Source organism: Streptomyces sp. NPDC002889, assembly GCF_042888425.1.
Classification (GTDB): domain Bacteria; phylum Actinomycetota; class Actinomycetes; order Streptomycetales; family Streptomycetaceae; genus Streptomyces.
On the sequence record NZ_JBIAPT010000020.1, the window covers coordinates 38292 to 62272 of the forward strand.

At 71.4% G+C, this 23981-nt stretch carries 18 protein-coding genes, 1 other RNA gene and 1 pseudogene; 10 read left to right on the forward strand and 10 right to left on the reverse strand.

Annotated elements, in window-relative coordinates:
- Nucleotides 1-342: 342 nt before the first annotated feature.
- On the reverse strand, nucleotides 343-1491 hold the full coding sequence (locus ACFYWI_RS27255; RefSeq protein ID WP_389237454.1) for a sensor histidine kinase: 1149 nt from the start codon (nucleotides 1489-1491) through the stop codon (nucleotides 343-345).
- Between the two features lie 357 nt (nucleotides 1492-1848).
- On the opposite strand from ACFYWI_RS27255, the gene ACFYWI_RS27260 reads away from it, so the two are divergent.
- From ACFYWI_RS27260 to ACFYWI_RS27270, 3 genes are read left to right on the forward strand one after another with little or no spacing between them, the layout of a single operon-like run.
- On the forward strand, nucleotides 1849-2703 hold the full coding sequence (locus tag ACFYWI_RS27260) for a MaoC/PaaZ C-terminal domain-containing protein (protein ID WP_389237456.1): 855 nt from the start codon (nucleotides 1849-1851) through the stop codon (nucleotides 2701-2703).
- Nucleotides 2704-2752: 49 nt separating this feature from the next.
- Nucleotides 2753-3829, forward strand: a complete 1077-nt coding sequence (locus tag ACFYWI_RS27265) for a Zn-dependent alcohol dehydrogenase (protein ID WP_389237458.1) — start codon at nucleotides 2753-2755, stop codon at nucleotides 3827-3829.
- A 15-nt stretch (nucleotides 3830-3844) separates the two neighbouring features.
- Entirely contained in the window at nucleotides 3845-4807 is a 963-nt protein-coding gene (locus ACFYWI_RS27270) for a 3-oxoacyl-ACP reductase (RefSeq protein WP_389237460.1), read from the forward strand.
- Nucleotides 4808-4951: 144 nt separating this feature from the next.
- Here ACFYWI_RS27270 and ACFYWI_RS27275 read toward each other — a convergent pair whose 3' ends face one another.
- Complete coding sequence (locus tag ACFYWI_RS27275) at nucleotides 4952-5131, reverse strand: hypothetical protein (RefSeq protein WP_389237462.1); 180 nt, start codon at nucleotides 5129-5131, stop codon at nucleotides 4952-4954.
- 116 nt (nucleotides 5132-5247) lie between these two features.
- Entirely contained in the window at nucleotides 5248-6441 is a 1194-nt protein-coding gene (locus tag ACFYWI_RS27280; protein ID WP_389237464.1) for a hypothetical protein, read from the reverse strand.
- A gap of 421 nt (nucleotides 6442-6862) precedes the next feature.
- Here ACFYWI_RS27280 and ACFYWI_RS27285 point away from each other — a divergent pair, with 421 nt between their 5' ends.
- From ACFYWI_RS27285 to ACFYWI_RS27295, 3 genes are read left to right on the forward strand one after another with little or no spacing between them, the layout of a single operon-like run.
- Nucleotides 6863-7702: a Nif3-like dinuclear metal center hexameric protein gene (locus ACFYWI_RS27285; RefSeq protein WP_389237466.1), complete on the forward strand. Its 840-nt coding sequence runs from the start codon at nucleotides 6863-6865 to the stop codon at nucleotides 7700-7702.
- A complete protein-coding gene (locus ACFYWI_RS27290) occupies nucleotides 7699-8442 on the forward strand; it encodes a zinc ribbon domain-containing protein (protein ID WP_389237687.1) in 744 nt (247 codons plus the stop codon). The genes ACFYWI_RS27285 and ACFYWI_RS27290 overlap by 4 nt, the downstream gene beginning before the upstream one ends.
- Nucleotides 8442-9710 carry a bifunctional RNase H/acid phosphatase gene (locus ACFYWI_RS27295; RefSeq protein WP_389237468.1) on the forward strand — a complete coding sequence of 423 codons (1269 nt, stop codon included), beginning with the start codon at nucleotides 8442-8444 and terminating at the stop codon, nucleotides 9708-9710. Before ACFYWI_RS27290 ends, ACFYWI_RS27295 begins: the two co-directional genes overlap by 1 nt.
- 264 nt (nucleotides 9711-9974) lie before the next feature.
- On the opposite strand, the gene eda is transcribed toward ACFYWI_RS27295, so the two are convergent.
- Together eda and yaaA are read right to left on the reverse strand one after the other, a co-directional pair.
- Nucleotides 9975-10592, reverse strand: a complete 618-nt coding sequence (gene eda, locus ACFYWI_RS27300; protein ID WP_389237470.1) for a bifunctional 4-hydroxy-2-oxoglutarate aldolase/2-dehydro-3-deoxy-phosphogluconate aldolase — start codon at nucleotides 10590-10592, stop codon at nucleotides 9975-9977.
- A 61-nt stretch (nucleotides 10593-10653) separates the two neighbouring features.
- Nucleotides 10654-11454: a peroxide stress protein YaaA gene (gene yaaA, locus ACFYWI_RS27305; protein ID WP_389237472.1), complete on the reverse strand. Its 801-nt coding sequence runs from the start codon at nucleotides 11452-11454 to the stop codon at nucleotides 10654-10656.
- A 94-nt stretch (nucleotides 11455-11548) separates the two neighbouring features.
- On the opposite strand from yaaA, the gene ACFYWI_RS27310 reads away from it, so the two are divergent.
- On the forward strand, nucleotides 11549-13027 hold the full coding sequence (locus tag ACFYWI_RS27310; RefSeq protein ID WP_389237474.1) for an RNB domain-containing ribonuclease: 1479 nt from the start codon (nucleotides 11549-11551) through the stop codon (nucleotides 13025-13027).
- A gap of 9 nt (nucleotides 13028-13036) precedes the next feature.
- Here the strand turns inward: ACFYWI_RS27310 and ACFYWI_RS27315 are convergent, their stop codons facing one another.
- Both ACFYWI_RS27315 and ACFYWI_RS27320 read right to left on the reverse strand, forming a co-directional pair.
- A complete protein-coding gene (locus ACFYWI_RS27315; protein WP_389237476.1) occupies nucleotides 13037-13975 on the reverse strand; it encodes a hypothetical protein in 939 nt (312 codons plus the stop codon).
- Entirely contained in the window at nucleotides 13972-14745 is a 774-nt protein-coding gene (locus ACFYWI_RS27320; RefSeq protein ID WP_389237478.1) for a MerR family transcriptional regulator, read from the reverse strand. Before ACFYWI_RS27320 ends, ACFYWI_RS27315 begins: the two co-directional genes overlap by 4 nt.
- A 45-nt stretch (nucleotides 14746-14790) precedes the next feature.
- On the opposite strand from ACFYWI_RS27320, the pseudogene ACFYWI_RS27325 reads away from it, so the two are divergent.
- The 3 genes and pseudogenes from ACFYWI_RS27325 to ACFYWI_RS27335 form a co-directional block, all read left to right on the forward strand.
- Nucleotides 14791-15024 (forward strand): annotated as a pseudogene (locus ACFYWI_RS27325) (Uma2 family endonuclease); the annotation flags it as partial.
- A gap of 40 nt (nucleotides 15025-15064) precedes the next feature.
- An RNA gene (rnpB, locus tag ACFYWI_RS27330) (RNase P RNA component class A) lies at nucleotides 15065-15467 on the forward strand.
- Between the two features lie 156 nt (nucleotides 15468-15623).
- Nucleotides 15624-16226, forward strand: a complete 603-nt coding sequence (locus ACFYWI_RS27335) for a toll/interleukin-1 receptor domain-containing protein (protein ID WP_389237480.1) — start codon at nucleotides 15624-15626, stop codon at nucleotides 16224-16226.
- A 201-nt stretch (nucleotides 16227-16427) separates the two neighbouring features.
- Here ACFYWI_RS27335 and fxsT read toward each other — a convergent pair whose 3' ends face one another.
- Genes fxsT through ACFYWI_RS27350 form a run of 3 tightly spaced genes read right to left on the reverse strand, consistent with a single transcriptional unit; the run spans nucleotide 16428 to nucleotide 23661 of the window.
- Entirely contained in the window at nucleotides 16428-20825 is a 4398-nt protein-coding gene (gene fxsT / locus ACFYWI_RS27340) for an FxSxx-COOH system tetratricopeptide repeat protein (RefSeq protein WP_389237483.1), read from the reverse strand.
- Nucleotides 20822-21868: an AAA family ATPase gene (locus ACFYWI_RS27345; RefSeq protein WP_389237485.1), complete on the reverse strand. Its 1047-nt coding sequence runs from the start codon at nucleotides 21866-21868 to the stop codon at nucleotides 20822-20824. Before ACFYWI_RS27345 ends, fxsT begins: the two co-directional genes overlap by 4 nt.
- Before the next feature lie 44 nt (nucleotides 21869-21912).
- A complete protein-coding gene (locus tag ACFYWI_RS27350) occupies nucleotides 21913-23661 on the reverse strand; it encodes a hypothetical protein (protein WP_389237487.1) in 1749 nt (582 codons plus the stop codon).
- Between the last annotated feature and the right edge of the window lie 320 nt (nucleotides 23662-23981).

The following is a 23981-nucleotide window of genomic DNA, read 5'->3' on the forward strand; positions in this document are numbered from 1 at the left end:
GACGAGGGGGACGAGGGCGCCCAGGGCGCGGCCGGCGGACATCAGCTCTGCTCGCGCAGGTGGTGCGAGGAGCCGTCGGGCTCGATGCTGCGCAGGCCAGGGGTTTGGGCGTGCATGGTTCAGGTCCTTGCTGGGGGTGATGGGGGCGGGGGACGCCGCGACGTAGGGGGTGCTTCGGTCACTTCGAGGGGTGCCACCGGCTGATGCCGTCCTTCGCTGTCCCGAAGAACCCCGGCCATCGGGGAATCGACATGCATATGCCCCGATATCCGCTGTGAAGCCTGGATGGTTGCGCTCTTCCTCCGCTATCACCCGACCGGGTGACGTGCGGAGCCGGCCCCGTCAGCCCGCTGCCCCCGGATCCGGCTGCGGTGTTGTCACGGGCAGCCGTGCCGTCACCCGGAATCCTCTCTCGGGGCCCGATCCGGTATCCAGGATGCCGCCCACTGCGAAGAGGCGTTCGGTCAGGCCTCGCAGGCCGCTGCCCGGGGGCGTGGATCCCGGGCCGCGGCCGTCGTCCGTGATCTCGAGGTGGACGCGGTCCGAGGTTGCGGTCGTCTCGATGTCGCAGTGCGATGCCCCGGAGTGCCGTACGACATTGGTGACGGATTCGCGGATCACCCAGCTCAGCAGCGCCTCCGTCTGCGGCTCCAGAAGGGGGCCCGCGAGACGGATCGAGGACGTGATGCCCGCCGTGGTCAAGATGTCGCGGGCGCGCTCCAGTTCGGCGGTCAGGCTGCCCTCGCGGTAGCCGGTGACCGCCTCGCGTATCTCTGTCAGCGCCTGCCGGCCGACCGACTCGATGTCGGAGATCTGGGCCTGCGCCGCGTCGATGTCGTGCGCTGCCAGACGGCGGGCGGCCTCCGATTTGACCACGATCACCGAGAGCGTGTGGCCCAGAAGATCGTGCAGATCCCGGGAGAAGCGCAGCCGCTCACTGTCGACAGCGGCGCGCGCCAGCTCCTGTCGGGTGGCGTGCAGTTCTTGCACGGTCTCGGACAGTGCGAGGAGCGCCGCGGTCACCATCGAGGAGACGAAAGTGCCGTACGCGACATCGACCGCGCCCCAGCCGTCCCGCACGCCCGCGACCGTGCCTACCGCCACACAGAGCGGGAGAGTCAGCTGGGCGAGTCGGCGGCCGCGCAGCACGGATCCGACGGCCAGGCCGAGCAGGGGGAAGAAGAGGAGCCACGTGCCGCCGTAGCCGATGGCGAGGGCGAAGGTGATGGAGGCGAGCGCGGTCAGCAGCCACCAGGTGGCGGGCGCTTCGCGCCGCCGTTTGTCGAAGGCCCGGAAGACGATCGCGATGTAGAGGGTGTTGAAGGCCAGCAGTCCCAGGCCGCCGATCCAGGGGTTGGGGGTCTCGCCCCGGAGGAGGTTGGAGACCGCACCCATGCCCATCAGCAGCCACGGCAGCAACGCGAAGCCGTTGGGCGGGCCGGGCCGACCCGTCTCCTCCCGGCACCTGTGCCGCTTCGGCTTCCCGCTCATCGCCGTCCCCCTCGTGCCGTCCGCGCGGAACGACGGTAGGAGACCACCGCGCGGCCGACCGCCGGCGTTCCTGTCTTCGTCATGGTGATGACGCTACGGAGCAGGGTCACGGTCCCGGCAGATCCACTTGTACGGACCTGGCGGTGACAAATGTCCTGGGTGTCGGGCGACGCACCCATCTGACGTAGTGTCAGCCCGACTTCTTCACAAGTCAGGGGGGCTGCGTTATACATAGGGGCCATCGGCCTAGAACGCGTTCTAGAACGGGCTCGCCGGCCCGTCCCGTACGACCTCGGTGCGGCCGACGGTGCGGACGGCCGCGCCGAGGTCTTCCACCCATCGAGGAGCAGCAGCCCCATGCCCATTGACGCCGCAAGGGCCGTCGCCGCCGAACCCCGCAGCAGCGAGATCGCCTGGGACCACAAGGACATTCAGCTCTACCACCTCGGCCTCGGCGCCGGTACGCCCGCCACCGACCTCGACGAGCTGCGCTACACCCTCGAGTCCAGGCTCCATGTGCTGCCGAGCTTCGCCACCGTCGCCGGGGCGGGCATGGCTTTCGCGGGCGGGCTCGCCGCGCCCGGGCTCGACATCAACCTGGCCTCCGTCCTGCACGGCGGCCAGCGCATCGAGCTGCACCGCCCGATCCCCGTGAAGGGCACCGCCGTCTCCACCTCCCGGGTCGCCGCGGTGTACGACAAGGGCAAGGCCGCGGTCATCGTCGTGCGCACCGCGGCCGCCGACGAGGACGGCCCGCTCTGGACGAGCGACGCGGAGATCTTCGCCCGCGGCGAAGGCGGCTTCGGCGGCGAACGCGGGCCCTCCGTACGGGCCGAGCTGCCGGACCGCGCACCCGACAGGACCGTCGAGCGGGCCGTACGCGAGGACCAGGCGCTGCTCTACCGCCTCTCCGGCGACTGGAACCCGCTGCACGCCGACCCCGAGTTCGCCAAGCTCGCGGGCTTCGACAGGCCCATCCTGCACGGCCTGTGCACCTACGGAATGACGCTCAAGACAGTCGTCGACACGCTGCTCGGCGGGGACGTCGCCCGCGTACGCGCCTACAGCACGCGCTTCGCCGGGGTGGTCTTCCCCGGGGAGACCCTGCGCATCCGCACGTGGGCCGGGAAAGGCCGCATCCAGGCGTCGGTCACCGCCGCCGAGCGGGACGACGCGCCGGTACTCGCCGACACCGTCGTCGAACACATGTGACCCGTCTCTTCGTGACCACCCGTTCGGGACCAGCTGAGGGAGCCGCACCATGCGCGCAGCCGTAGTGCACGAGATCGGCCAGGACAAACTCGAAGTCCTCGACGACGTCGAGGCGGTGGGTTTTGGGCCCGGCAAGGTGAGGATCCGGGTGCGCGCGACCGGCCTGTGCCACTCGGACGTGTCCGCGATGAACGGCGTACTGCCGCAGCCCGCGCCGTTCATCCCCGGTCACGAGGGCGCCGGCGAGATCCTCGACGTCGGTGACGGGGTCACGAGCGTCAAGCAGGGTGACCGGGTGCTGCTGTGCTGGCTGCCCGCGTGCGGTGTCTGTCCGTCCTGCAGGCGCGGCCAGACCCAACTGTGCCTGGCCGGGTTCATGAACGCGGGCACGCCCAACTTCAAGCGTCCCGGTGGCGATGTGTTCGGCTTCGCCGGGACCGGCACCTTCACCGAGGAGGTCGTGGTCGACGCCGGCTGTGCCGTACCCATCCCACAGGACGTGCCCTTCGACATCGCCGCACTGATCGGCTGCGGCGTCACGACCGGCCTCGGTGCGGCCATCAACACCGCGAAGGTGACGGCCGGTTCGTCGGTCGCCGTCATCGGCTGCGGCGGCGTGGGCATCTCCGCCATCCAGGGCGCGAAACTCCAGGGAGCGGCGCAGATCGTGGCCGTGGACCCGGTGGCCTCGCGGCGCGAGGCGGCGCTGCGGTTCGGCGCCACCGAGGCGGTCGCCCCGGACGAACTCGCCGACGCCAAGCAGCGGATCACCGCGGGCGAGGGCTTCGACTACGTCTTCGAGGTCGTCGGCAAGTCGGCGACCGCCAGGACCGCGTACGAGACGACCCGCCGCGGCGGCACCCTGTGCATCGTCGGTGCCGGTGCGATGGACGACTTCCTCCAGCTCAACATGTTCGAGCTGTTCTTCGACGAGAAGCGGATCCTGCCGTCGATGTACGGCGGCGGGGACGTGCTGCGCTCCTACGAACGGGCCATCGCGCTGTGGCGGGCAGGCCGGATCGACCTGGAGAGCCTGATCACACACCGGGTACCGCTCGCCGGGATCAATGACGCTCTCGCCCAGATGCGCACCGGTGAGGCCCTGCGCACCTGCATCGAGATCTGAGCCGGGAGGACTCGTATGCCACTCCCACTCGAGGGCCTGTCGGCAATCGTCACGGGCGCGGGCCGCGGCCTCGGCCGGGCCGAGGCCCTGGAACTCGCCCGGCTGGGCGCGGCGGTCGTCGTCAACGACTACGGCCAGCCAGGCCGCGACGGCTCCGGCGAGGCCTCCGCCGCCCCGGCCGACGAGGTCGCCGCGGAGATCCGCGCGGCGGGCGGCCAGGCCGAGGCCCACCTGGGCGATGTCGCCGACTTCGACACCGCCCGCGGCCTGGTGGAGCTGACGGTCGGCACGTACGGAAAGCTGGACATCCTCGTCAACAACGCGGGCATCCTGCGCGACCGGATGGTCTTCTCGATGACCGAGGCCGACTGGGACTCGGTGGTGCGGGTCCACCTCAAGGGCCACTTCAACACGACGCACTTCGCGGCGGTGCACTGGCGCGAGCGCTCCAAGGCGGCGGGCGGACCCGTGTACGGGCGGATCGTCAACACGTCGTCGGAGGCGTTCCTCGCGGGCTCGGCCGGCCAGCCCAACTACGCGGCGGCCAAGGGCGGCATCGTCGGACTGACCACGTCCACGGCGTCGGCGCTGGCGAAGTACGGGGTCACGGCCAATGTGATCTGTCCGCGGGCCAGAACCCGGATGACGGCGGACGTGTTCGCGGGCATTCCGTCGGTCGAGAGGGGTGCCGAGTCGGGCGACGACCGGCTCGACCCGCTCGCACCGGAGCATGTCTCCCCGCTCGTCGGGTACCTCGCGTCCCCGGCCGCGGCCCATGTCAACGGCCAGCTGTTCGTGGTCCACGGCGGCATGGTCGCGGTCGTCGAACGCCCCAAGGTGGTGGCGAAGTTCGACTCGGCGAAGGAGACGTTCTCCTACGAGGAACTCGACGGCCTGCTCTCCCCTTACTACGAGCAGCGCCCTGCGAACGAAACCTTCGCGGCGGCGGAAGTCCTGGCGCTGAAACGCGACGCGTAGGCACGGCTGCCGACTGGCCGCCCCCGACAGCGTCCAGCCACGGAAGGGGCGGGGAGTCCCGGTCCGGCGCCGGCAACGGCGAAGGGGCCGTACCCGGATTCGGTCCGGGTACGGCCCCTTCGCTCACCTCTGCGTGCCGACGCCTCAGGCGGCGTCGCCCGCGTGAACCGGGCGGCGGTGGCGGCCGTGTGCCGGAGTCGTCGAGTCCTCCGCCGCGGCCGCACCTCCCCGGTGCTTTCCTGCGCCGCCGGCGTCGGCCCCGGAAGCGCCCGCGGCAGCAGCCAGCGGACGCATCCGGGTCGGGTCGGTTCGGGCTTCAGACATGTGGGAAGTCACCCCGTCGTGATCGCTGCTGACATGTCACAGGGCCCCGGCACACCGGCGAACCCCGTCACTGTCGGCGTACGCCGGGTGCGGTTGCGTAGCCCCCGCCGGAGAGTCTAACCACGGACCGTACGGCCGGTGAGGGGAGCCTGCTGCAACGGAACCGGCTTGCACACAACAGGACCGCTGTGGCCGTAACATGGTTCCCCACCTGCGTGTTCCGCTTGTGCCGGTTCTGTGGCCGGTTCTGTGGCCGGGTCAGGGTGAAGCACGTCGGCCCCCTCGATCCGGGCCACCCCGCACGGCACCGCCCGGGTGGCGTACGGCAGTTGCAGCACCCCGTCCCGGCTCCACATTCCGGACCCTGTCAACCAGCCGTCCGGCGCCGCCAGTTGGCTCAGCTTCCGACCCGAGGGCCGCCACACCCCGAGCCAGCTGCCCTGGGCCCCGTCGATCCGCAGCGCCACCGCACAGCTTTCCGGAGTCAGCACCTGCCCCGGCTGTACGGCGAACGGGGTCAGCACCGCGTCGGGCAACCGCAGGCACTGCGGGAAGCGCACCGGCAGCAGACTCCCGAGCACCCCCCAGCCCAGCCTGTCCTGGCCGGGGCCCGGGGCATTGGAGCGGATCAGCAGCAGCCCGCTGTCCGGGTCGGCGAGCAGCAGCCGGTCGTCGCTGTCTTCGGTGATCTGCAACAACGGTGTCACCTCCCCGCCCCGCTCCAGGTCGACGGCGACCGCCTTCACCGGGCCGCCGGGCGGCCTGCTGTCCAGGGCGAGCATCCGTCCCGTACGGTCCAGCCAGACGCCGCCCGAGCAGTGGCCCGGGGCGTCTGCGACATGCTCGGGGCCGAACGCCCCGCCCGCCACCCGCCAGATCCCGGTGGACGTCTCACCCGGCGTCAGGGCGTAGGCGCACACCCCGTCGGGGGCCGGGGGCAGCAGCATCAGCCGCGCCGCCTCGATGCCGCCGAGGGGCAGTTCGCCCGTACCGGGGCCGGTCGGGGACAGCAGGGAGAAGGTGTGGCGCCCTGCCACCTGCCGACGGATCAGCACCCGCCCGTCGGCCATCGGCAGCACATCCGTCCCGGGCTCCTCGGGCTGGCCCAGCGGCAGCGGCACCGCGTACGGCTCCGGCCCGTCGAGCGTCCAGCGCTCCGGGAACAGTGCCTCACCGGTACCGGTGAGCCGGGCCGCGTAGGTCCCGTCCGCGGTGATCGTGATCTCCGCCGTGCTTTGCGTACTCGCTGTTCCCGTACTCGTCGCCATCGCTCGGTCCTTCGCGGTGGCCTCGATGGCACAGACTGTCATCGGAACGTCACCTCCAGCTACCGAAGCTAGGTATCACACTTCACGCCGAACAATGCGAGACCCGCGTGTTCACACATAAGGGTGGCCAAGCCGAGGTTCGCCTGAGGGCAAGGCGGCGGGTGTGCTCGCCGAGGCGTCTTCGGGCCGCCGCAGCTTCGCCGCCGCCGGTGGCGCTCACCCGCGCATCCGTGCGGCGCCGGCGGCAACGGGGCGGCGCGGGAACGGCTCCTCCGGCAATCCGAGGCAGGCCGCGGGGCCGTGACCGAGGTGACCGGTGGCCCTTGACGCAGGCCGCGGGGCCCTGGCCGGGATGGCCGGTGGCCCCGGATACGGCGGTGCCACCGGCCCTCCCCGCGGGAGGACCGCACTCGGCAGACCCGCCCAGACCAAGCGGGCACGGAGGAACGGTAGCCTTTCCTCCGTGCCCCGCCTGTCTGAAGTCATCGCCGCACTCGACGCCCTCTGGCCGCCCGAGCGGGCCGAACAGTGGGACGCCGTCGGCACCGTCTGCGGTGACCCCGACGCCGATGTCTCCCGCGTGCTGTTCGCCGTCGACCCCGTGCAGGACATCGCCGACGAGGCCGTGCGGCTCGGCGCGGACCTGATCATCACGCACCACCCGCTCTATCTGCGCGGTACGACCACGGTCGCCGCCGGTCACTTCAAGGGCCGCGTCGTGCACACCCTGATCAAGAACGACATCGCCCTGCACGTCGCGCACACCAACGCCGACACTGCCGATCCCGGAGTCTCCGACGCCCTCGCGGGCGCGCTCGACCTGCGGATCGTAGGGCCATTGGTGCCCGACCCGACGGATCCGAGCGGCCGCCGCGGCCTCGGCCGGATCTGCGAGCTCGACCACCCCCAGACGCTGAACGAGTTCGCCGCGCGCGCCTCCGAGCGGCTGCCCGCCACCGTCCAGGGCGTCCGCGTCGCGGGCGACCTCGGCAGTCTCGTTCGCACCGTCGCCGTCAGCGGCGGTTCCGGCGACAGCCTCTTCGACCAGGTGCGGGCCGCCGGAGTGGACGCGTTCCTCACCGCGGACCTGCGCCACCACCCGGCCTCCGAGGCCACCCAGCACGCCCCTGTCGGACTGGTCGACGCCGCCCACTGGGCCACCGAATGGCCCTGGTGCGAGCAGGCCGCGGCCCAGCTCGACGAGATTTCCGACCGGCACGGCTGGGGCCTTCGGGTCCACGTCTCGCGCACGGTCACCGACCCCTGGTCCTCCCACCACGATTCCTCTGGAGCCCCCAACTGAACGCCGCGCCCGCCGACCAGATTCGACTCCTCGACGTCCAGGCCCTCGACGTACGACTGTCGCAGCTCGCCCACAAGCGCAAGTCGCTGCCCGAGCACGCCGAGATCGAGTCGCTGAACAAGGACCTCATCCAGCTGCGCGACCTGCTCGTCGCCGCGCAGACGGAGGAGAGCGACTGCGCCCGCGAGCAGACCAAGGCCGAGCAGGACGTCGAGCAGGTGCGCCAGCGCGCCACCCGCAACCAGCAGCGTCTCGACTCGGGCACCATCAACTCGCCCAAGGACCTGGAGAACCTGCAGCACGAGATCGTCTCGCTCTCCAAGCGCCAGGGCGACCTGGAGGACGTCGTCCTCGAGGTCATGGAGCGCCGCGAGTCCGCGCAGGAGCGCGTGGCCGAGCTGACCGAGCGGGTCGAGTCCGTCCAGGGCAAGGTCGACGCCGCCACCAGCCGCCGGGACGCGACGCAGCAGGAGATCGACGGCGAGGCCGCCACCGTCGCCAAGGAGCGCGAGGTCGTCGCCGGGTCGGTTCCCGCGGACCTGCTCAAGCTGTACAACAAACTGCGCGAGCAGCAGGGCGGAGTGGGTGCGGCCCGGCTGTTCCAGCGCCGCTGCGAGGGCTGCCACATCGAGCTCAACATCACCGAGGTGAACGAGGTCCGCGCCGCCGCACCCGATACGGTGCTGCGCTGCGAGAACTGCCGCCGCATCCTGGTCCGTACCTCCGAGTCGGGGCTGTAATGGGGGAGTTCGTCGTCGAGGCCGACGGCGGCTCCCGGGGGAATCCGGGCCCCGCCGGCTACGGCGCGGTGGTCCTCGACCCCGCGACCGGCGAGACGCTCGCCGAGGCCGCCGAGTACATCGGTGTGGCGACGAACAACGTCGCCGAGTACAAGGGCCTGATCGCCGGGCTGAAGGCGGCCCGCGCCCTGGACCCGGACGCGACCGTGCGGGTCCGGATGGACTCCAAGCTGGTCGTGGAGCAGATGTCGGGCCGCTGGAAGATCAAGCACCCCGACATGAAGCCCCTGGCCGCGGAGGCGGCGCGCGTCCTTCCGCCGTCGCAGGTGACGTACGAGTGGATCCCGCGCGAGCGGAACAAGCACGCGGACCGGCTCGCCAACGAGGCGATGGACGCGGGCAAGAAGGGCAAGCAGTGGGAGCCGTCGCGTTCGACGGCGTCGCTGGACGCGCGGGACGCGGAGGCGGCACGGGTGGTGGGCAACGCGACGGCGGGCGCGGCGAAGGCACGCGAGGCGCTGACGAGGGCCGCGGGTCCGGGCGTAACAGCTTCTGCCCGCGTCGCGGACGCCGCGGACCTGCCACCTCTGGACGAGGAGTCCCGCACCCCGTCCCTCGGCTGGGGGGGAGGGTCCGCCGACATGGGTCCGCCCGCCACCTTCGTACTGCTGCGGCACGGTGAGACCCCCCTTACCCCGGAGAAGCGTTTCTCGGGCAGTGGCGGGAGCGACCCCGCGCTGACCGCGGTGGGCCGGCGCCAGGCAGAGGCGGCCGCGACGACGCTCGCCGCGCGGGGCACGATCCAGGACATCGTCAGCTCGCCGCTGCGCCGGTGCCGTGAGACGGCGGAGACCGTCGCGGCGCGTCTCGGCCTGGACGTACGGATCGACGAGGGTCTGCGCGAGACGGACTTCGGCGCATGGGAGGGCCTGACGTTCGCCGAGGTGCAGGAACGGTACCCCGACGATCTCAAGGCGTGGCTCACGTCGGCGAAGGTGGCCCCGACGGGCGGCGGCGAGAGCTTCGCGGCGGTCGGCCGCCGCGTCGCGGCGACCCGCGACAGGCTGGCGGCCCGCCACCAGGGCCGCACGGTCCTGCTGGTCACGCATGTCACCCCGATCAAGACCCTGGTCCGCCTGGCCCTCGGTGCCCCGCCGGAATCCCTGTTCCGCATGGAACTGTCGACGGCGTCGATCTCGGCGGTGGCGTACTACGCGGACGGCAACGCATCGCTGCGCCTCCTGAACGACACCTCCCACCTGCGCTGACCGAACCGGTCGCGGGTTTGCGGCTGCGTCGACTCCGCCTGTGCCCGGCGGCGCGGGCCGAAGCCACCGGTGTGTGGGCTCCCCGTGCCCCACGGGGGATGGGCGGGGACGCACGGTGGTGCGGCGGAAGCTGCCACTCGGTCGGTGCGGTGGCGTCAACGCCCGCAGATCGCGGGGGTCCGGGGCGCAGCCCCGTGATGGGGAAGCGGGGGTCCCAGCACGTCGCCGGGCGTAGGGGGCGGGGTGGGGGAAACTCCGCCCGCTTCAGCTGAGCAGCGCCGCCGCCTCTCGTGCAAGGGACTCGACCCGATTCCAGTCCTTGGCCGCGACAGCGTCCGCGGGCAGCATCCAGGTGCCACCCACGCACCCCACGTTCGGCAGCGCCAGATACGCAGGGGCCGAGGCGAGCGAGATCCCGCCGGTCGGGCAGAACCGGGCCTGGGGCAGCGGCCCGGCAAGGGATTCGAGGTAGGCCGTCCCGCCCGCCGCCTCGGCCGGGAAGAACTTCATCTCCGGCACGCCGCGCTCCAGCAGCGCCACGACCTCCGAGGTCGTCGACACCCCGGGCAGATACGGGACCCCGGACGCCCGCATGGCCGCGAGCAGCGCATCGGTCCAGCCGGGGCTGACCAGGAACCGTGCCCCGGCGCCCACGGCCGAGTCCACTCCGTGCGCCGAGATCACCGTGCCCGCTCCGACGACGGCGTCCGGCACCTCGGCGGCGATCGCCCGGATCGCGTCCGGCGCGGCCGGTGTCCGCAGCGTGACCTCGATCGCGGGCAGGCCGCCCGCAACCAGGGCACGCGCGAGCGGTACGGCATCGGCGGCGTCGTCGATCACGACGACGGGGACGACGCGGGCGAGGTCGAGCACGGAGACCATGGCGGCCATCCTGCCGAACCGCCATGCGCGCTGCAATGAGTGTTGCAGTATGTGCAACAGCTCAGTGGATCTCCGTCACCACCACATCCAGCGCCCACGCCTTCCCGGCCCGCGCCGGAGCCTCGGCCTCCACCACGTACCCGAGGCCCCGCAGCGCCTCCACCAGCTCACCCGGCGACTTCGGCGCGCCGCCCGTCTCCAGCAGGCTCCGTACGATCCGCCCCTTGGTCGCCTTGTTGAAGTGGCTCACCACCGACCGCTTCTCGACCCCGTCGACCATCTGTGCGTGCAGCACCCGCACCGACGCCGTACGCCGCGCGACCTCGCCCTTCGGCTTCCACGCCGCCGCGTACGCCGACGACCGCAGGTCCAGTACGAGCCCGTCGCCGGCCTCCTCCGGCAGGACCGCGTCCATCGACCGCCGCCAGTGCGCCCCGAGCGCGCCGAGTCCCGGCAGCTTCACCCCCATCGAGCAGCGGTACGACGGAATGCGGTCACCCACCCCCACCGCGCCCCACAGCCCGGAGAAGACCAGCAACGACTGCCGGGCCCGCCGGCGTGCGGCCGGGTCCAGGGTCGCCAGCCCCAGGGCGTCGTACAGCACCCCCGTATAGATCTCCCCGGCCGGCCGGGTCCCCGCCGTCCGCAGTTCCACGTTCTTCGCGATCTCGCCGCGCAGGCCGTCGCTGAGCCCGAGCACCTCCTGCGCCTTCGCCTCGTCCGCGGCGCACAGCTCCACCAACTCGTCCAGCACCGCGGCACGCGCCTCGGCCAGACCCGGCAGCGACAGCGACTCCGGCTTGAGCGGAGCACCACGCCCGGAGGCGGCCTTACCCTCCGACGGCGGCAACAGCACGAGCACGGCAAGTCTCCTTCGTACGTACGGGGGCGGGGGTGCGGCCCCCGGCGCCAGCCTACAAAGTGCCGCCACCCTCCCCGCGCCATACGCTCGGTCCATGCCCCGCCGCCATCTGCACATGACCATGCGCAGGCCGGGCGCGGCCGACGCTCGGCTGCACGCGGCCCTGCGTGAGCTGCGTGCGTCGCTCGACGTGCCCGTCGACTTCCCGGCCGACGTGCTCGCGGAGGCGGAGTCGGCCGCCCGGTCCCCGCGGCTGCCGGACCACGACGCCACCGACATCCCCTTCTTCACCATCGACCCGCCCACCTCCGTCGACCTCGACCAGGCTATGCATCTCGCCCGCCGCGAGGGAGGCGGATTGCGGGTCCACTACGCCATCGCCGACGTGGCCGCCTTCGTCACGTCCGGCGGCGCGCTCGACGCCGAGGCCCACCGCCGGGTGCAGACGCTCTACTTCCCGGACGAGAAGGTCCCCCTGCATCCGCCGCAGCTGTCCGAGGGCGCGGCCAGCCTGCTGCCCGACCAGACCGCGCCCGCGCTGCTGTGGCGGATCGACCTCGACGCCGAGGGACGGGTCACCTCGACCGACGTGCGGCGCGCACTGGTGCGCAGCCGGGCCAAACTCGACTACGCAGGCGCGCAGCGGCAGATCGACGAAGGCACCGCCGAGGAGCCTCTCGCGCTCCTGAAGGACATCGGACAGCTGCGGGAGGCGCTGGAGGTCGAACGCGGCGGCATCTCCCTGAACGTCCCCGAGCAGGAGATCGTCGAGCAGGGGTCCGCCAGCGCGGGGGGCAAAGGCAGCCCGTACGCCCTCGCCTACCGCGTCCCGCTTCCCGTCGAAGCCTGGAACGCCCAGATCTCCCTGCTCTCGGGCATGGCCGCGGCCGACCTGATGATCGAGGCGGGCACCGGCATCCTGCGCACGCTGCCCACTGCCCCCGACGGCGCGGTGGCCCGACTGCACCGTTCGGCCAAGGCGCTGCACATCGACTGGCCGCACCATGTGTCGTACGCGCAGCTGGTGCGTTCCCTCGACCCGCACAACGCCCGCCACGCCGCCTTCCTGCAGGAGTGCACGACACTGCTGCGCGGCGCCGGGTACACCGCCTTCAGGGGCGGGCAGCTTCCGACGCCCGCGGTCCATGCGGCCGTGGCGGACGAGTACACCCACTGCACCGCGCCGCTGCGCCGGCTCGTGGACCGCTACGCGGGCGAGCTGTGCGTGGCGGCGGTGGCCGGGCAGCAGCCGCCCGAGTGGGTGAGCGCGGCGCTGGACGCGCTGCCGAAGGAGATGGCGGAGGGCTCGCGGCGCGCGAACACGGTGGAACGGGAGTGCGTCGACATCGTCGAGGCGGCGCTGCTGCGCGAGCGGGTCGGCGAGGTCTTCGACGCGGTCGTGGTGGATGTGAAGGAGCAGGAACCGACGGTCGGCACCGTCCACCTGGAGGACCCGGCGGTGGTCGCCAGGATCGAGAGTGCCGACGGCGCGCTTCCGCTGGGGGAGCGGCTGCGGGTCCGGCTCACGCAGGCCGACCCGGGCCGGGCGAAGGTGGTGTTCGCTCCCGCGTAGACGGTCGGGTCAGGCCGGCTCCCGGGCGGGGTTCTCCGGGGCGGACGTGAGCCCGGTCGGGGTGCCAGCTGTCGTTGTGCCCGCGGCTGTCGGGCCCGCCGCCGATCCGCTCGCGCCTGGGGCCCGCCTGCCCACCGCCGACATGAGCGCAGCCACCACCGCCTTCGGGTCGTCCGCGTGGAATCTGACCGTGTGCGCCGTGCCGCGACGGCCCAGCGGCCGTACGAAGGCGAGCGGCCCGGTCAGATCGACGGCCACCGTCGTCTGACCCGCGACGATCACCTCCAGGACCCCGTCCTCGCGCAGCGTCACCAACCGCCCGTCGGGATACCGCCGTTCCACCCGCGCCCGCACGATCTCGTCCGCCGCTATCCGCAGGTCGAACAGGGCCCCGTACCGGATCCGCAGTGACCCGTCCGCGCCCACGACATGGGGCCGGGTGACACAGGCCGCCTGCATGGCGACGAGCAGCAGCACCCCGTACACATCGATCACCAGCGTGATGGCGTGCACCAGCGGCCAGGGGATCAGGAACGCCAGCGCGACCGTCTCGATGACCGATACGAAGATCATTCCGTACATCAGCGCGGTCTGCGGTCCGGTGTACGCCGCCGGGTGCGCGCCGGGCGGTACGCCGTTCCGCCGTCGTGCCAGCCAGAGCCCCAGGCTGTGCATCGCGCGCAGCTCGTGCACGACGAGCCTGGCGAGCACGGTCGGCACCAGGTCGCGTACGGCCCCGAGCAGGGCATCGCGCGGTACTGCGCCGGCGCGGCGGGCGGCCGCGTACAGCCGAAGCAGTACGGACAGCTCGAGCACCAGCACGGCCAGGATGAGCGCCTCGGCGACGGCGACGGCGACGGGCGGTACAGGAATCCCCGCCACCAGCAGGAACGCCGGCACGAGCTCGGCGGGCAGCAGCCCCCACAGGGCCAGCCGGGCGGCCCTCACCGCCGCCCCCGGGCGCGAGCCGAGAGCGCCGTCAGCATCTGCCGCACCACGGCGGCCTGGGCGGGTGCGAAGTCGGCGAGGAAGGCCTCACCGAACGGGCTGTCCGTCTCGTGCAGCCCCTCACCCATCAGCGCGATCATCGCCTCCGGCATGCTCGCGGCGAGATCGCCCGCGAGCGGTCCGATGCGCGGATCGTCGACCTGGGCATCGGTCAGATCGTCCAGTCGCTCGTACAACTCCTGTACGTGCCCGGCAAAGCCGGGGTCCTCTGCGAACGGCCGCAGCGCCGCGTACAGCTCCTCGCGCTGCTCCGGCTCCACCAGCGAGTCGAGGAGCGCCAGATGCTCGCGGTCCTTGGCCGCCATGGGGGAGTCACTGGGGGCGAACGCACCGAACAGCCCGGTCAGCTCCGGCGACACGGGCCCTTCGGACGGCAGCCGCCCCTCGCGTGCCTGCTTCCTCAGCACCGCGAGCCGGGCCCGCCGGTCGGCGATGGCCGCCTCCTGCCGCGCAAGATCGACGTCCAGTTCCTCCAGCACCTCGGACAGCTCCCGCCCCGCGTCGTCGGCGAGGACGTCGCGCACCTCACCCAGCCCGAGCCCGAGCTCGGTGAGCCGGCGGATCCGGGCGAGGGTGACAGCGTGCCGGAGCCCGTAGTCGCGGTAGCCGTTGGGCAGCCGCTCGGGCTCGGGCAGCAGGCCGAGATGGTGGTAGTGGCGCACGGTACGTGGGGTGACCCCGACCAGCGCGGCGATCTCTCCGATCTTCATGGCCCTCAGTAGAAACCCTGACGCTGCGGCAAGGTCAAGGGAGGGGTCATGGAAGCGACCTCCACCCCGGCGAACATCGACCGTGAAACCAGGCGTCGCTGCCATGCGCGCGGCGGCGTCCCTCTTCACCTGCTCGTCGACCGCGATGCGTCCTCCCTCACGCTCTTCAGCGAGCCCGAGGGCGGTGACCACCGGCAGCTGTGCACCTTCCCTTTCGGGAAGACCGTGTCTCTCCCCGAGCCGTTCGCCTTCGACCTGGAGACCGACGCCTTCGTCTGAGCCGCCCCATCGGGGCAGGTAGCATGGTCATCACGGCAGACGAGCCGGGCGGACGGCCGCGTGAAGATCCACTGGATCTTCCCGAGGAACGTCCGGGCTCCACACGGCAAGGTGGTGGGTAACGCCCACCCGGGGTGACCCGCGGGACAGTGCCACAGAAAACAGACCGCCGAGGACCTCGGTCCTCGGTAAGGGTGAAACGGTGGTGTAAGAGACCACCAGCGCCTGAGGTGACTCAGGCGGCTAGGTAAACCCCACCTGGAGCAAGGTCAAGAGGGGTCGCCGCAAGGCGGCCCTGCGCGGACGATCGAGGGCTGCCCGCCCGAGTCCGCGGGTAGACCGCACGAGGCCGGCGGCAACGCCGGCCCTAGATGGATGGCCGTCTCCCCAGGAGCCGCGAGGCTCTCGGGTGACAGAACCCGGCGTACAGCCCGACTCGTCTGCCGCCTCACATGCCCGCAGGTCAGCGCACCTGCGGTGAGCGCACTGCCTGGGCGCGGTCGAGGGTTGGCGGATCGTACGTGCTGCGGCGGAACGGGTTCGCGCCGAGGTGCCGGACCCTGCCCCACCGTGGCCCGGCATCGGGAAGAATCGGCCCTGTGACGACCGAGACGCGGCCATGCGACGTGCAACCTCAGCCGGAAGTACGGGTGTTCATCTCCTATGCGCATGAGGACGACGGTGGCGTCCATTCGGAGCAGGTCCGCACCCTGTGGTTGCTGCTGCGAGAAAACGGCATTGATGCGCGGCTGGACCGGCCGGCCGCAGAGCGGCCGCAGGACTGGGCCCTGTGGATGCAGCGCGAATACGAGGCGGCGGACTTCGTCCTGGTGGTCGCTTCCCCCGCTTACAAGCGCCGGGCCGAGGGCAATGAGGTTCCCGGCGTCGGGGAGGGGGTGGCTTGGGAGGCCCGTCTGCTCAGGGACGAGGTCTACCGCGCCCCCGACGGTTGGTACCGGCGCATCCTGCGTGCGAACCTTCCGGGCGGCAGCCGTGAGGACCTGCCCTCATTCCTCGGAGGCCACACCGTTACCCACTACGCCGTCGACCCGCTGACGGCGGCCGGTGCCGAGGAGCTCCTGCGGTACCTCACCGGCCAGCCGTACGAGATCGAGCCTCCGCTCGGCCCCCGCCCTCGGCTTCAGCCCCGGGGAGGCACTGTGGAGCCGGCCGGTTCCGGGCCGGACCGAGCGTCGAGGTGAGGGGGCGGTACGGAACCGTCACCGGTCCCGCAGCAGTCCGGATCGGCGACGGGAACCAGCGGACCGAGAAGTTCGGCAGCCGGTCATGACTCATGGAACCGCCGCGCCTCCCGGTGCGGGCCTCGCGACTGGAGCAACGCCTGTGGTGACCGCTGAATCCGCCGTTCTCCGCGGCGCAGTTGCCTCGTTCCGCGCCGGAGATCACCTCCTCGGGCGGCCCTTGCGGCGCGTCTTGGAGCTCAGCAGCCGCTGTGCTTCGAACGCTCTGCCCATGGCCATGAGTGTCTGCGCAAGGGTCTGAGTGATACGCGTGGTGAGCAGGTGGTCATCGCCCAGTGCGCGGTTGCTCCGGACGCGGCTGTCCTCGAGCAGCTGTGCCGCCGCAGCGTACTCACGCAGGGTGCGCAGGATCATTGCGAGGCCGTGGGCGGCGCGGAGGGTGTCCGGGTGGTCGTCGCCGAGCACGCGGCGGTAGCGGGCGAGGGTGTCCTCCTGCAGCGTGCGGGCGTCCGCGAGGGCGCCACTGCGGGCGGAATCCGGGGTTGTGCGGTCTTCTTCCGGCAGGTCGTGGGAGACATGGAGCGGATCCTCCTGGAGCCTGCGTGCTTCGAGGTACTGGCCGAAAACGCTGAGCGCGGCGGCGAGGGTCCGGGTGGGTTCGGATGCGTGCGAGTCCGTGGTGACCTCGATGGTCAGCAGGGTCACCGCGAGGTCGTGGGCGGCGCGGAGGGTGTCCGGGTGGTCGTCGCCGAGCACGCGGCGGTAGCGGGCGAGGGTGTCCTCGTAGATCCTGCGTGCATCGTTGTAGTCGCCGAGGGCGTAGCGGACGCCGGCCAATCCGACAGTGGCGCGGAGGGTGTCCGGGTGGTCGTCGCCGAGCACGCGGCGGTAGCGGGCGAGGGTGTCCTCGTGAATTCTGCGTGCATCGTTGTAGTCGCCGAGGGCGTTGCAGACGTTGGCGAGGTCGTGGGCGGCGCGGAGGGTGTCCGGGTGGTCGTCGCCGAGCACGCGGCGGTAGCGGGCGAGGGTGTCCTCGTGGATCCTGCGTGCTTCGGCCCATGCGCCGAGGCTGTTCAGGGTGGCGCCGAGGCGGCCGGCCGAATGGAGGGTGTCGGGGTGGTCCTCGCCCAGCACCCGCTGACGACGTGCCAGGGTGTCCTCGACGATGCCCCGGGCGTGCGCGTAGTCGCCGAGATCGGCCAGGGCGTCTCCGTGGAGCTGCGCACAACTGAGGGCGGCTGGATGGTCCGCCCCGAGTGCCTCGGCCCAGACCTCGCGCCGGCGAGAGGCGAGATCGGCCGCCGCGGCCGGTTGACCGCTCTTCAGCAAATACCGCGTGGCCTGCAACAGCATCTGCCGTTCCCCGGGTCGGTCGACAGCCGTCCGGCTGGACGCGATCAGGTGGGGTGTGAAGGCTGCCCAATCGGGCCAGTAGGCCGGGAGGTCAGGGTCACCGGGACAGACAGCGTCCAGAAGGGAGTTCACGTCCTCGCGAATCGCCGCTGCCTCGTCCTCGGTCGTACGGTCGCGGAGGATGGCTTGGGTGAGGCGGTGGATCTGAAAGGACCCGCGGTCGACGCGTGCGAGGCCGGAGCGGGCCAGTGACGAGAGGCCGGAGTGCGGCCACACCAGGTTGTCGGAACCACTCGGGATCGTGGCGAGCCGCGGGCGGGCGGTTTCGAACCAGGCTGCGGGGACGGGCTCGGGGCCGAGGAACGCGGAGAGGCGGAGCAGAGCCACCGCCTCAGGGTGAGTCGTGGCCAGGCGGGTGACGGCGAGGTTGACCGTGGCAGCAAGGGAGTGGGGGTAGGCGGCGGGACTGCCTTCCTGCAGGATGCGGCTGGTCTCGGTGGTGAGGAGTCTGAGGTAGCGGTCGGGCGTCATGCCACTGGACAGGACACCGGCGGCCTGTGCGAGGGCGAGGGGCAGGTCGCCGAGGGCGGTGGCGAGGGCGTCGCCCTGCTCGGGGGCGAGATCGGGCAGCCGGGCGGTGAGGTACGCCAGGGAGTCGGCGCGGGTGAAGACATCGATGCGGGTGGCGGGGGCGACGTCCTGCCAATCAGGGGCCCGGGAAGTGATGAGAACATGCCCGGGACCGGAGGGCAGCCACGGTTCGACGGCGCGGGGCTGGTCGGCATTGTCGAGGATGATCAGCCATCGGTCACGGGTGCGGAGTTCTTCCAGAGCGATGCGTGCGTTGTGTTCGGCGCTTGCGCCGACCCTGGCGACGCCCAGCCGTTCGGCCAGTTCGGCGTAGCAGACGGGTAGCACATCGGCCTGCTCGGCATCGATCCACCACACGGTGTCGTACTGGCCGGCGAAGCGGTGAGCGTATTCCAGCACGATCTGAGTCTTGCCCAGGCCCCCCATGCCCTGCAGGGCCTGAACGCACGATCGACCGTCGCTCAGCAGGGTCTCACGGATCTTGACGAGCACGTCCGCGCGGCCGGTGAAGTCCGGATTGCGGCGTCGGACGTTCCACACGGTGGGTAGTCCGGCGGTGTCCGGACGCCGGGGCTCGCTCGCAGGGGAACCCGGGAAGGCGGGGGCGGAGGTCGGCGGCGAAACGCCCTCGACGGCCTCGATCAGCGAGGCGCGGGCGGTGGCCTCGTCCAGCCCGTGGAGGTCCTTCCTGAGGAGAGCGTGAAGCACGGGAGGAATGTCGGCGGCGGCCAGGGGTTCGACGGCGAACGGAATGAAGCGGCGCTTGCGGGCAAGGACATGGATCAACTCGCCCGAGGCCCCATCCACCCACTGGAAGTAGGAGTGGGAGAAGAGAGCCACCACGGCCGTGGCGTTCTCCAGCGCCTGGTTCATGCGCAGTACTAAGTCGTCGCCCACGCGCCGGTCCCATACGTCCAGCATCACCTGGTGACCGGCTTCCGCCAGGTGCCAGGCGACCCATTCGGCCCAGGCGCGGTCCGTCCCGGCATAGCTGATGAAGATTCCTTCCCGCTGCCGAGGATCAATGCCTGTCCCGGCAGCCGCGCGGTGACCCAGCCCCTCCACGGCAGCCGGGGACGGCCTGGCGAACGCTTTCCCCGCCGCTCGGACGGTCGCCTCCGGCCGCGGTACGCCGGTGAGGACCGCCGTGAACGTGCGCGGCCTTCCGTAGCGTGTCTCCAGGCGCGCGGACACATGGTCACGGACGAGCGCCTGAACCGTGCGGACCTCGCTGTCGCGCTGGGCGTACCGGAGCGCGTTCCCTATCTCCGCCGGAAATTCGAAGCGGAGGAGTCCGGAGGCATCGGAGGCGGCCGTCTCGGTCGGTACGTCGGACCGGCGGACGAGCCCGCCCAGGAGGACCTCGGCCAGATCGCCACGGGACGATCCGGGCAGCATGGCCCGTTGTACGAGGCGGGCCACCGGAAGAGTCACGGTCGACAGTGCGGAGAGGTAACCGGCGAGGCGCCAGGACTGAGGGGAGGAGGAGACTCGGAAGCGGTGGATCGCCTCCTCGGCAGTGACGGATTCTCGCGCGTCGGCGGTGCGAGGCCGGGCAGAGGCTGTGGTGTTCGGGCCTCTGCGCGCCGGGCGTTGTGCGAGACAGAGCGCCGCCGTGGCGGTCCATCGGCCGCTTCCGGCAGTCATCTCGGCCCAGGCCCGCAGGGGTTGGGGTTCCAGTTCGAGTACGGGAATCGGGATGTGCGATCCCGGCCCCGGGCCGTGGTTTCGCGGAAGGACGAATCTCCACTGGCTGTTCGGCATCCCCGGCTCCGGAATGTGCAGGGAGGCCGGTTGCGGCACGACGCCGCTCCGCCGCCAGAAGGAAGCGGGAAGGAGGTGGGTCACGGCCACCTGGGAGTGCCGTGCCCAGTCCAGCAGGAGCCGGCCGGCGGCACCGGTGCGCCAGACGGCCCCGACCATGTCGCTGAGAACGATGACGAGTTGACGTCCCCCCGGGACGGTGACTTCCCGGGGGTGCCGTGGAGCTCGTACCACGGAAGGGGAGGTGTGCAGCTCGATGGCGGACCCGCCGTCACGTGGCGACAGATGCCAGCGGCGGATGTCGCGGAACGCTCCGAGTCGGGTGAGGCTTTCGTGGACTTCGTGGACCTCGTCCTGCCACAGGGCCATCGAAGGGCTGGTGTCGACGACCAGCGCCAGGCTCAGCCAGCGGGTCGGCTCCGGGCGCAGGACCGGTACCAGGATGCCCTCGTCGGCCAGCCGGGTGACCGTGGCCTCTTCGTCGAGTTCGAAGTCCGTGTCGGACGGGACCTTGCGGGAGAGGGCCCTGAGCGATTGCGTCAGGGCCAGGGTGTGCGGCAGAGCGGTCTCGGCGGGTACGAGGACGGGCGCGCCGGAGCCGGGGCCGTCAAAGGGCGGGGTGTGGCCGCCGCCGGGGTGGATCGACGGACCGGCTCCCTGGTGGGACGGTGTGGTCCCGGTGGCCGAAGCGGTCGGCGGCACGGCGGTCTCGGCGGGGGCGTCCTGTCCGTTCTCGGCGGAGGTCGCGGTGTCGAGCGGGGGTCCGTAGTCCTCTGTGGCGGGGCCTGGCGGCAGGATCTCCTGGGCGAGCCACAGGATGTCCGCCAGTTCTTCGGGTCCCGGGTCGCCGACTCCGCCTTCCTGGAGCAGATTGACGAGGTGGGAGATCATGTCGCGTCGGGTCCGCTCAGAACGTGCATGGTCGCGTCCGTGAGACGGCCGAGGTCTTCGGGGGCGGTCCAGGCTCCTGCAAGGCGGAGCTGGATCGCGTTGAGCAGTTGGTCCGTCGCCAGTGCCCCTGTCGCGCGACGTTTGAGGAAGGCGGAGATGATGCCGTTCTCGCCGTCGGCGGCGGCAGCCGCTTCACGGCCGATGCGCTGTTCGATGATGTAGAGCAGTTTTTCCCTGCTCGGGCTGGTGATGGTGAGCCTGATGCAACGGCGCAGAAAGGCGGGCGGGAACTCTCTCTCGCCGTTGCTGGTCAGCACGACGATGGGGAAGGCACGGCAGGACACGCGGCCTGCGGTGATCCGCGCCTTGCCTCCCCGGTCGTCCGTTCCGACGGCCACGGTCGGCGTGTGCTCGGCGAGGCGGGCGAGCTCGGGGATGTCGAACCGGCCTTCGTCCAGGACGGTGAGAAGGTCGCCGGGCAGGTCGAGGTCGCCCTTGTCGATTTCGTCGATGAGCAGGACACGCGGTCGCTCGGTGGGAATGAACGCCGAGCCGAGCGGCCCCAGTTGCAGGTACTTTCCGATGGCTTCGCCGGGCGATGCGGTGACGGCGGGAACGGCGGTGGCGGCCGGGTCCTCCAGTCGCTTGAGATTGGCGTCCTCGAGCCGCCGGATGGCGTCGTAGCGGTACAGACCGTCGCGCAATGTCGTCCTGCTGGTGATGGGCCAACGCAGGACCGGGCCCAGGCCGAGATCCTGCGCGATGCTGTAGGCCAGCGTCGACTTCCCGACGCCGGGGACTCCGGTGACCAGAAGCGGACGGCGCAGATAGAGGGCGGAGTTGACCAGTTCGGCCTCCCTCTCGTCGACGATGTACCCGGCTCCGCGTTCGCGATCGGACCGGTACCGGTCGTCGTCCAGCGAGGGCACCTGGTAGCGCTCGTCGATGTCACCGTCGAAGGACCGCCATGGCGGCCGGTGCGCCCCAAGCCGTCCGAGCCGGTCAGTGGATCGGTCACCCTTGTAGATCCACCAGTCCTTCATCAAAGCCTCCGCTCTGCTCCGCCCGTCGGCAGAGCAGATCATCGTCAAGCGGTCAGGTGCGCGTCGGTCAGTGTCTGGCTGTCGAGAGCGTGGTCGGGGTCGTCCCAGAGCAGAACCACGCTGGCGGCAACGGCGGGGTCCCCCTTCATCCGCAGCTTCTTGACCATGCGGGGAAGCAGCGTGACGTCGTTGACCGGCAGCACATCCCTCAGTTGCACCGGCGGGGAGCTTGCGGCAGGCCCGTCGCGCTGCCACAGGATGACCGGCACTCCGGCTTCCAGTGCCGCGCGCCATCCCTGCCCGGCCGGTGTGGCGGACACGGCCACGCATACGGGGTACTGCGCCTCGCACCACTCGTACATGAGGTCCTCCGCTCTCGCGAGGTCCTCGCTGTCCAGCCACACCGTGGCGCGGTGATGGGCACCTCCTTGCCGGGTCAGCCAGGTCCAGCGGCTCGACCACTGGTATGCGGCGTCGCCGTGACTGCGGGCGTCCGGGCAGCGGAGCACCACCTCGTAACGCTTGCCCAGGCACTGGACATGAGGGCCGGGCTTCAGCCGCCACTGGTCGAAGCCGACCTCGAGCAGCGTGTCCGGGACGGCGAACTCGATACGGCGCAGCCGAGGGGGCCTCCGGCCCGTGCCGGACACCCCCGGCGCCGAGAGTTCCCGCAGGCATTCCTCCAGCAGCTCCCTGGCCTCGTCCAGGGTCACGCGGCGGGGGCCGGAGGCGTCGTCCTTCGGCTCGAGGCGCCTCCAGCCCCGGGCGCGAATCCAGACCTGCGCGTAGAAGTGGTCGATGTCCTGCGGATCCTGGTCGAGCCGCATCGTGATGACGGTGTGCGCAGGCGCCAACTCCGGCGGCGCGGGCAGCTCGGGAAGACGATGGCGCAGCGCGACCTGGCGTACCCAGGAGATGAGTTCCCTGCCGATTTTGCGATCCCCGGGGTCTTCGCCCGCGGCGAAGCCCGCGGCCAGCGCATGGGCGAAGGCCACGACCTTGGGGATCGAACCCGGACGGTGATGGAAGTCTGCGAGAGCACGCGCCCAGGCGTACAGGTCGAGGTCGTCCTCGGGGAACGGGGCCGCGGCGGCCTCAGCGCTGCCCGGCGGGCCGAAGGACCAGCGAAAGGCCTGGTCGGACCACTCCCACCGGGACGTGGGCAGGTCACACAGGATCGGCGCGAGTTCCTGCCACGCCTGCCGGTCCAGGCCGCCGGAAGGCTCGTCCGCACACCCGCGTGGCGGCAGCGCGGGCTTGCTGCCGACGGTCGGTGCAAGCTCCCACGGGGCCTTGTGCAGGTAGCGCAGAAGCTCTTCGCAGCCGGAGACCGTGAGTGTGTCGACGGCGTACCTCGTCACCGTTTTGCCGCCCAGGAAGTCCGGGAAGTCTTCCACGCTGCCCTCGGCCAGGACCACGCGAAGGATGCGCTCGTACCACGTGCGGTTCTCGTCGACTTCCCGCTGCAGATGTGTTGCCTCGATCGGAACGCCCATGCCCGCACGGGCAACCTGCCTGTCCTCGACGTAGCGTCTGTAGGCGGGAGAGGCGATCACCACGACGAAGTCCGCTGCCTCGCACTCCTGTTGCCGCCAGCGCGCCCAGTCCTGCGGGGTTTCCGCCGCAGGGCCGTCCCATCGGGCTTCGATCCCCGCATCCCGGAGTACGCGGCACAACTCCCGGACCTGGTCCGTGTGACGCTGCCCGTCGTCCTCTTCGCAGGCGTAGGAGACAAACACCCTCGGGCGCCCGGCCTGACGTTCCGGCTCCGCCTCGTCCCCCAGCAGTCGCAACCCCGCACCGTCCTTTCTGGCGCCAAGGGTAGTGACACAGCAGGCATCACGTCCTGTCTTGCGGCGACAGCGTGGCGACAGCGGCGTTCTGCGGCCGATGACAGCCGTCGGCTCGCACACGGCAGGTCGTGAAAAGGGGCCAGCGGTGTTCCCGCGCCGGCGTGAACAGCAGTGGCAGACGAACCCCATGACAGGGGTGAGGTGGCCGCGGGCGGTGGGCCCCCCCCGCGGGGGGGGGGGGGCCCCCGGGGGGGGCCCCCCCCCCCCCCCCCCCCCCACCCACAAGAAAAAAAGCGCCCCGCGGGGGGGGGTGGCACCCC

Coding starts and splice junctions, on each gene's coding strand:
- ACFYWI_RS27255 (WP_389237454.1), bottom strand. CDS start 1,491: ATGAGCGGGAAGCCGAAGCGGCACAGGTGCCGGGAGGAGACGGGTCGG.
- ACFYWI_RS27260 (WP_389237456.1), top strand. CDS start 1,849: ATGCCCATTGACGCCGCAAGGGCCGTCGCCGCCGAACCCCGCAGCAGC.
- ACFYWI_RS27265 (WP_389237458.1), top strand. CDS start 2,753: ATGCGCGCAGCCGTAGTGCACGAGATCGGCCAGGACAAACTCGAAGTC.
- ACFYWI_RS27270 (WP_389237460.1), top strand. CDS start 3,845: ATGCCACTCCCACTCGAGGGCCTGTCGGCAATCGTCACGGGCGCGGGC.
- ACFYWI_RS27275 (WP_389237462.1), bottom strand. CDS start 5,131: ATGTCTGAAGCCCGAACCGACCCGACCCGGATGCGTCCGCTGGCTGCT.
- ACFYWI_RS27280 (WP_389237464.1), bottom strand. CDS start 6,441: ATGACAGTCTGTGCCATCGAGGCCACCGCGAAGGACCGAGCGATGGCG.
- ACFYWI_RS27295 (WP_389237468.1), top strand. CDS start 8,442: ATGGGGGAGTTCGTCGTCGAGGCCGACGGCGGCTCCCGGGGGAATCCG.
- eda (WP_389237470.1), bottom strand. CDS start 10,592: ATGGTCTCCGTGCTCGACCTCGCCCGCGTCGTCCCCGTCGTCGTGATC.
- ACFYWI_RS27310 (WP_389237474.1), top strand. CDS start 11,549: ATGCCCCGCCGCCATCTGCACATGACCATGCGCAGGCCGGGCGCGGCC.
- ACFYWI_RS27320 (WP_389237478.1), bottom strand. CDS start 14,745: ATGAAGATCGGAGAGATCGCCGCGCTGGTCGGGGTCACCCCACGTACC.
- fxsT (WP_389237483.1), bottom strand. CDS start 20,825: ATGATCTCCCACCTCGTCAATCTGCTCCAGGAAGGCGGAGTCGGCGAC.
- ACFYWI_RS27345 (WP_389237485.1), bottom strand. CDS start 21,868: ATGAAGGACTGGTGGATCTACAAGGGTGACCGATCCACTGACCGGCTC.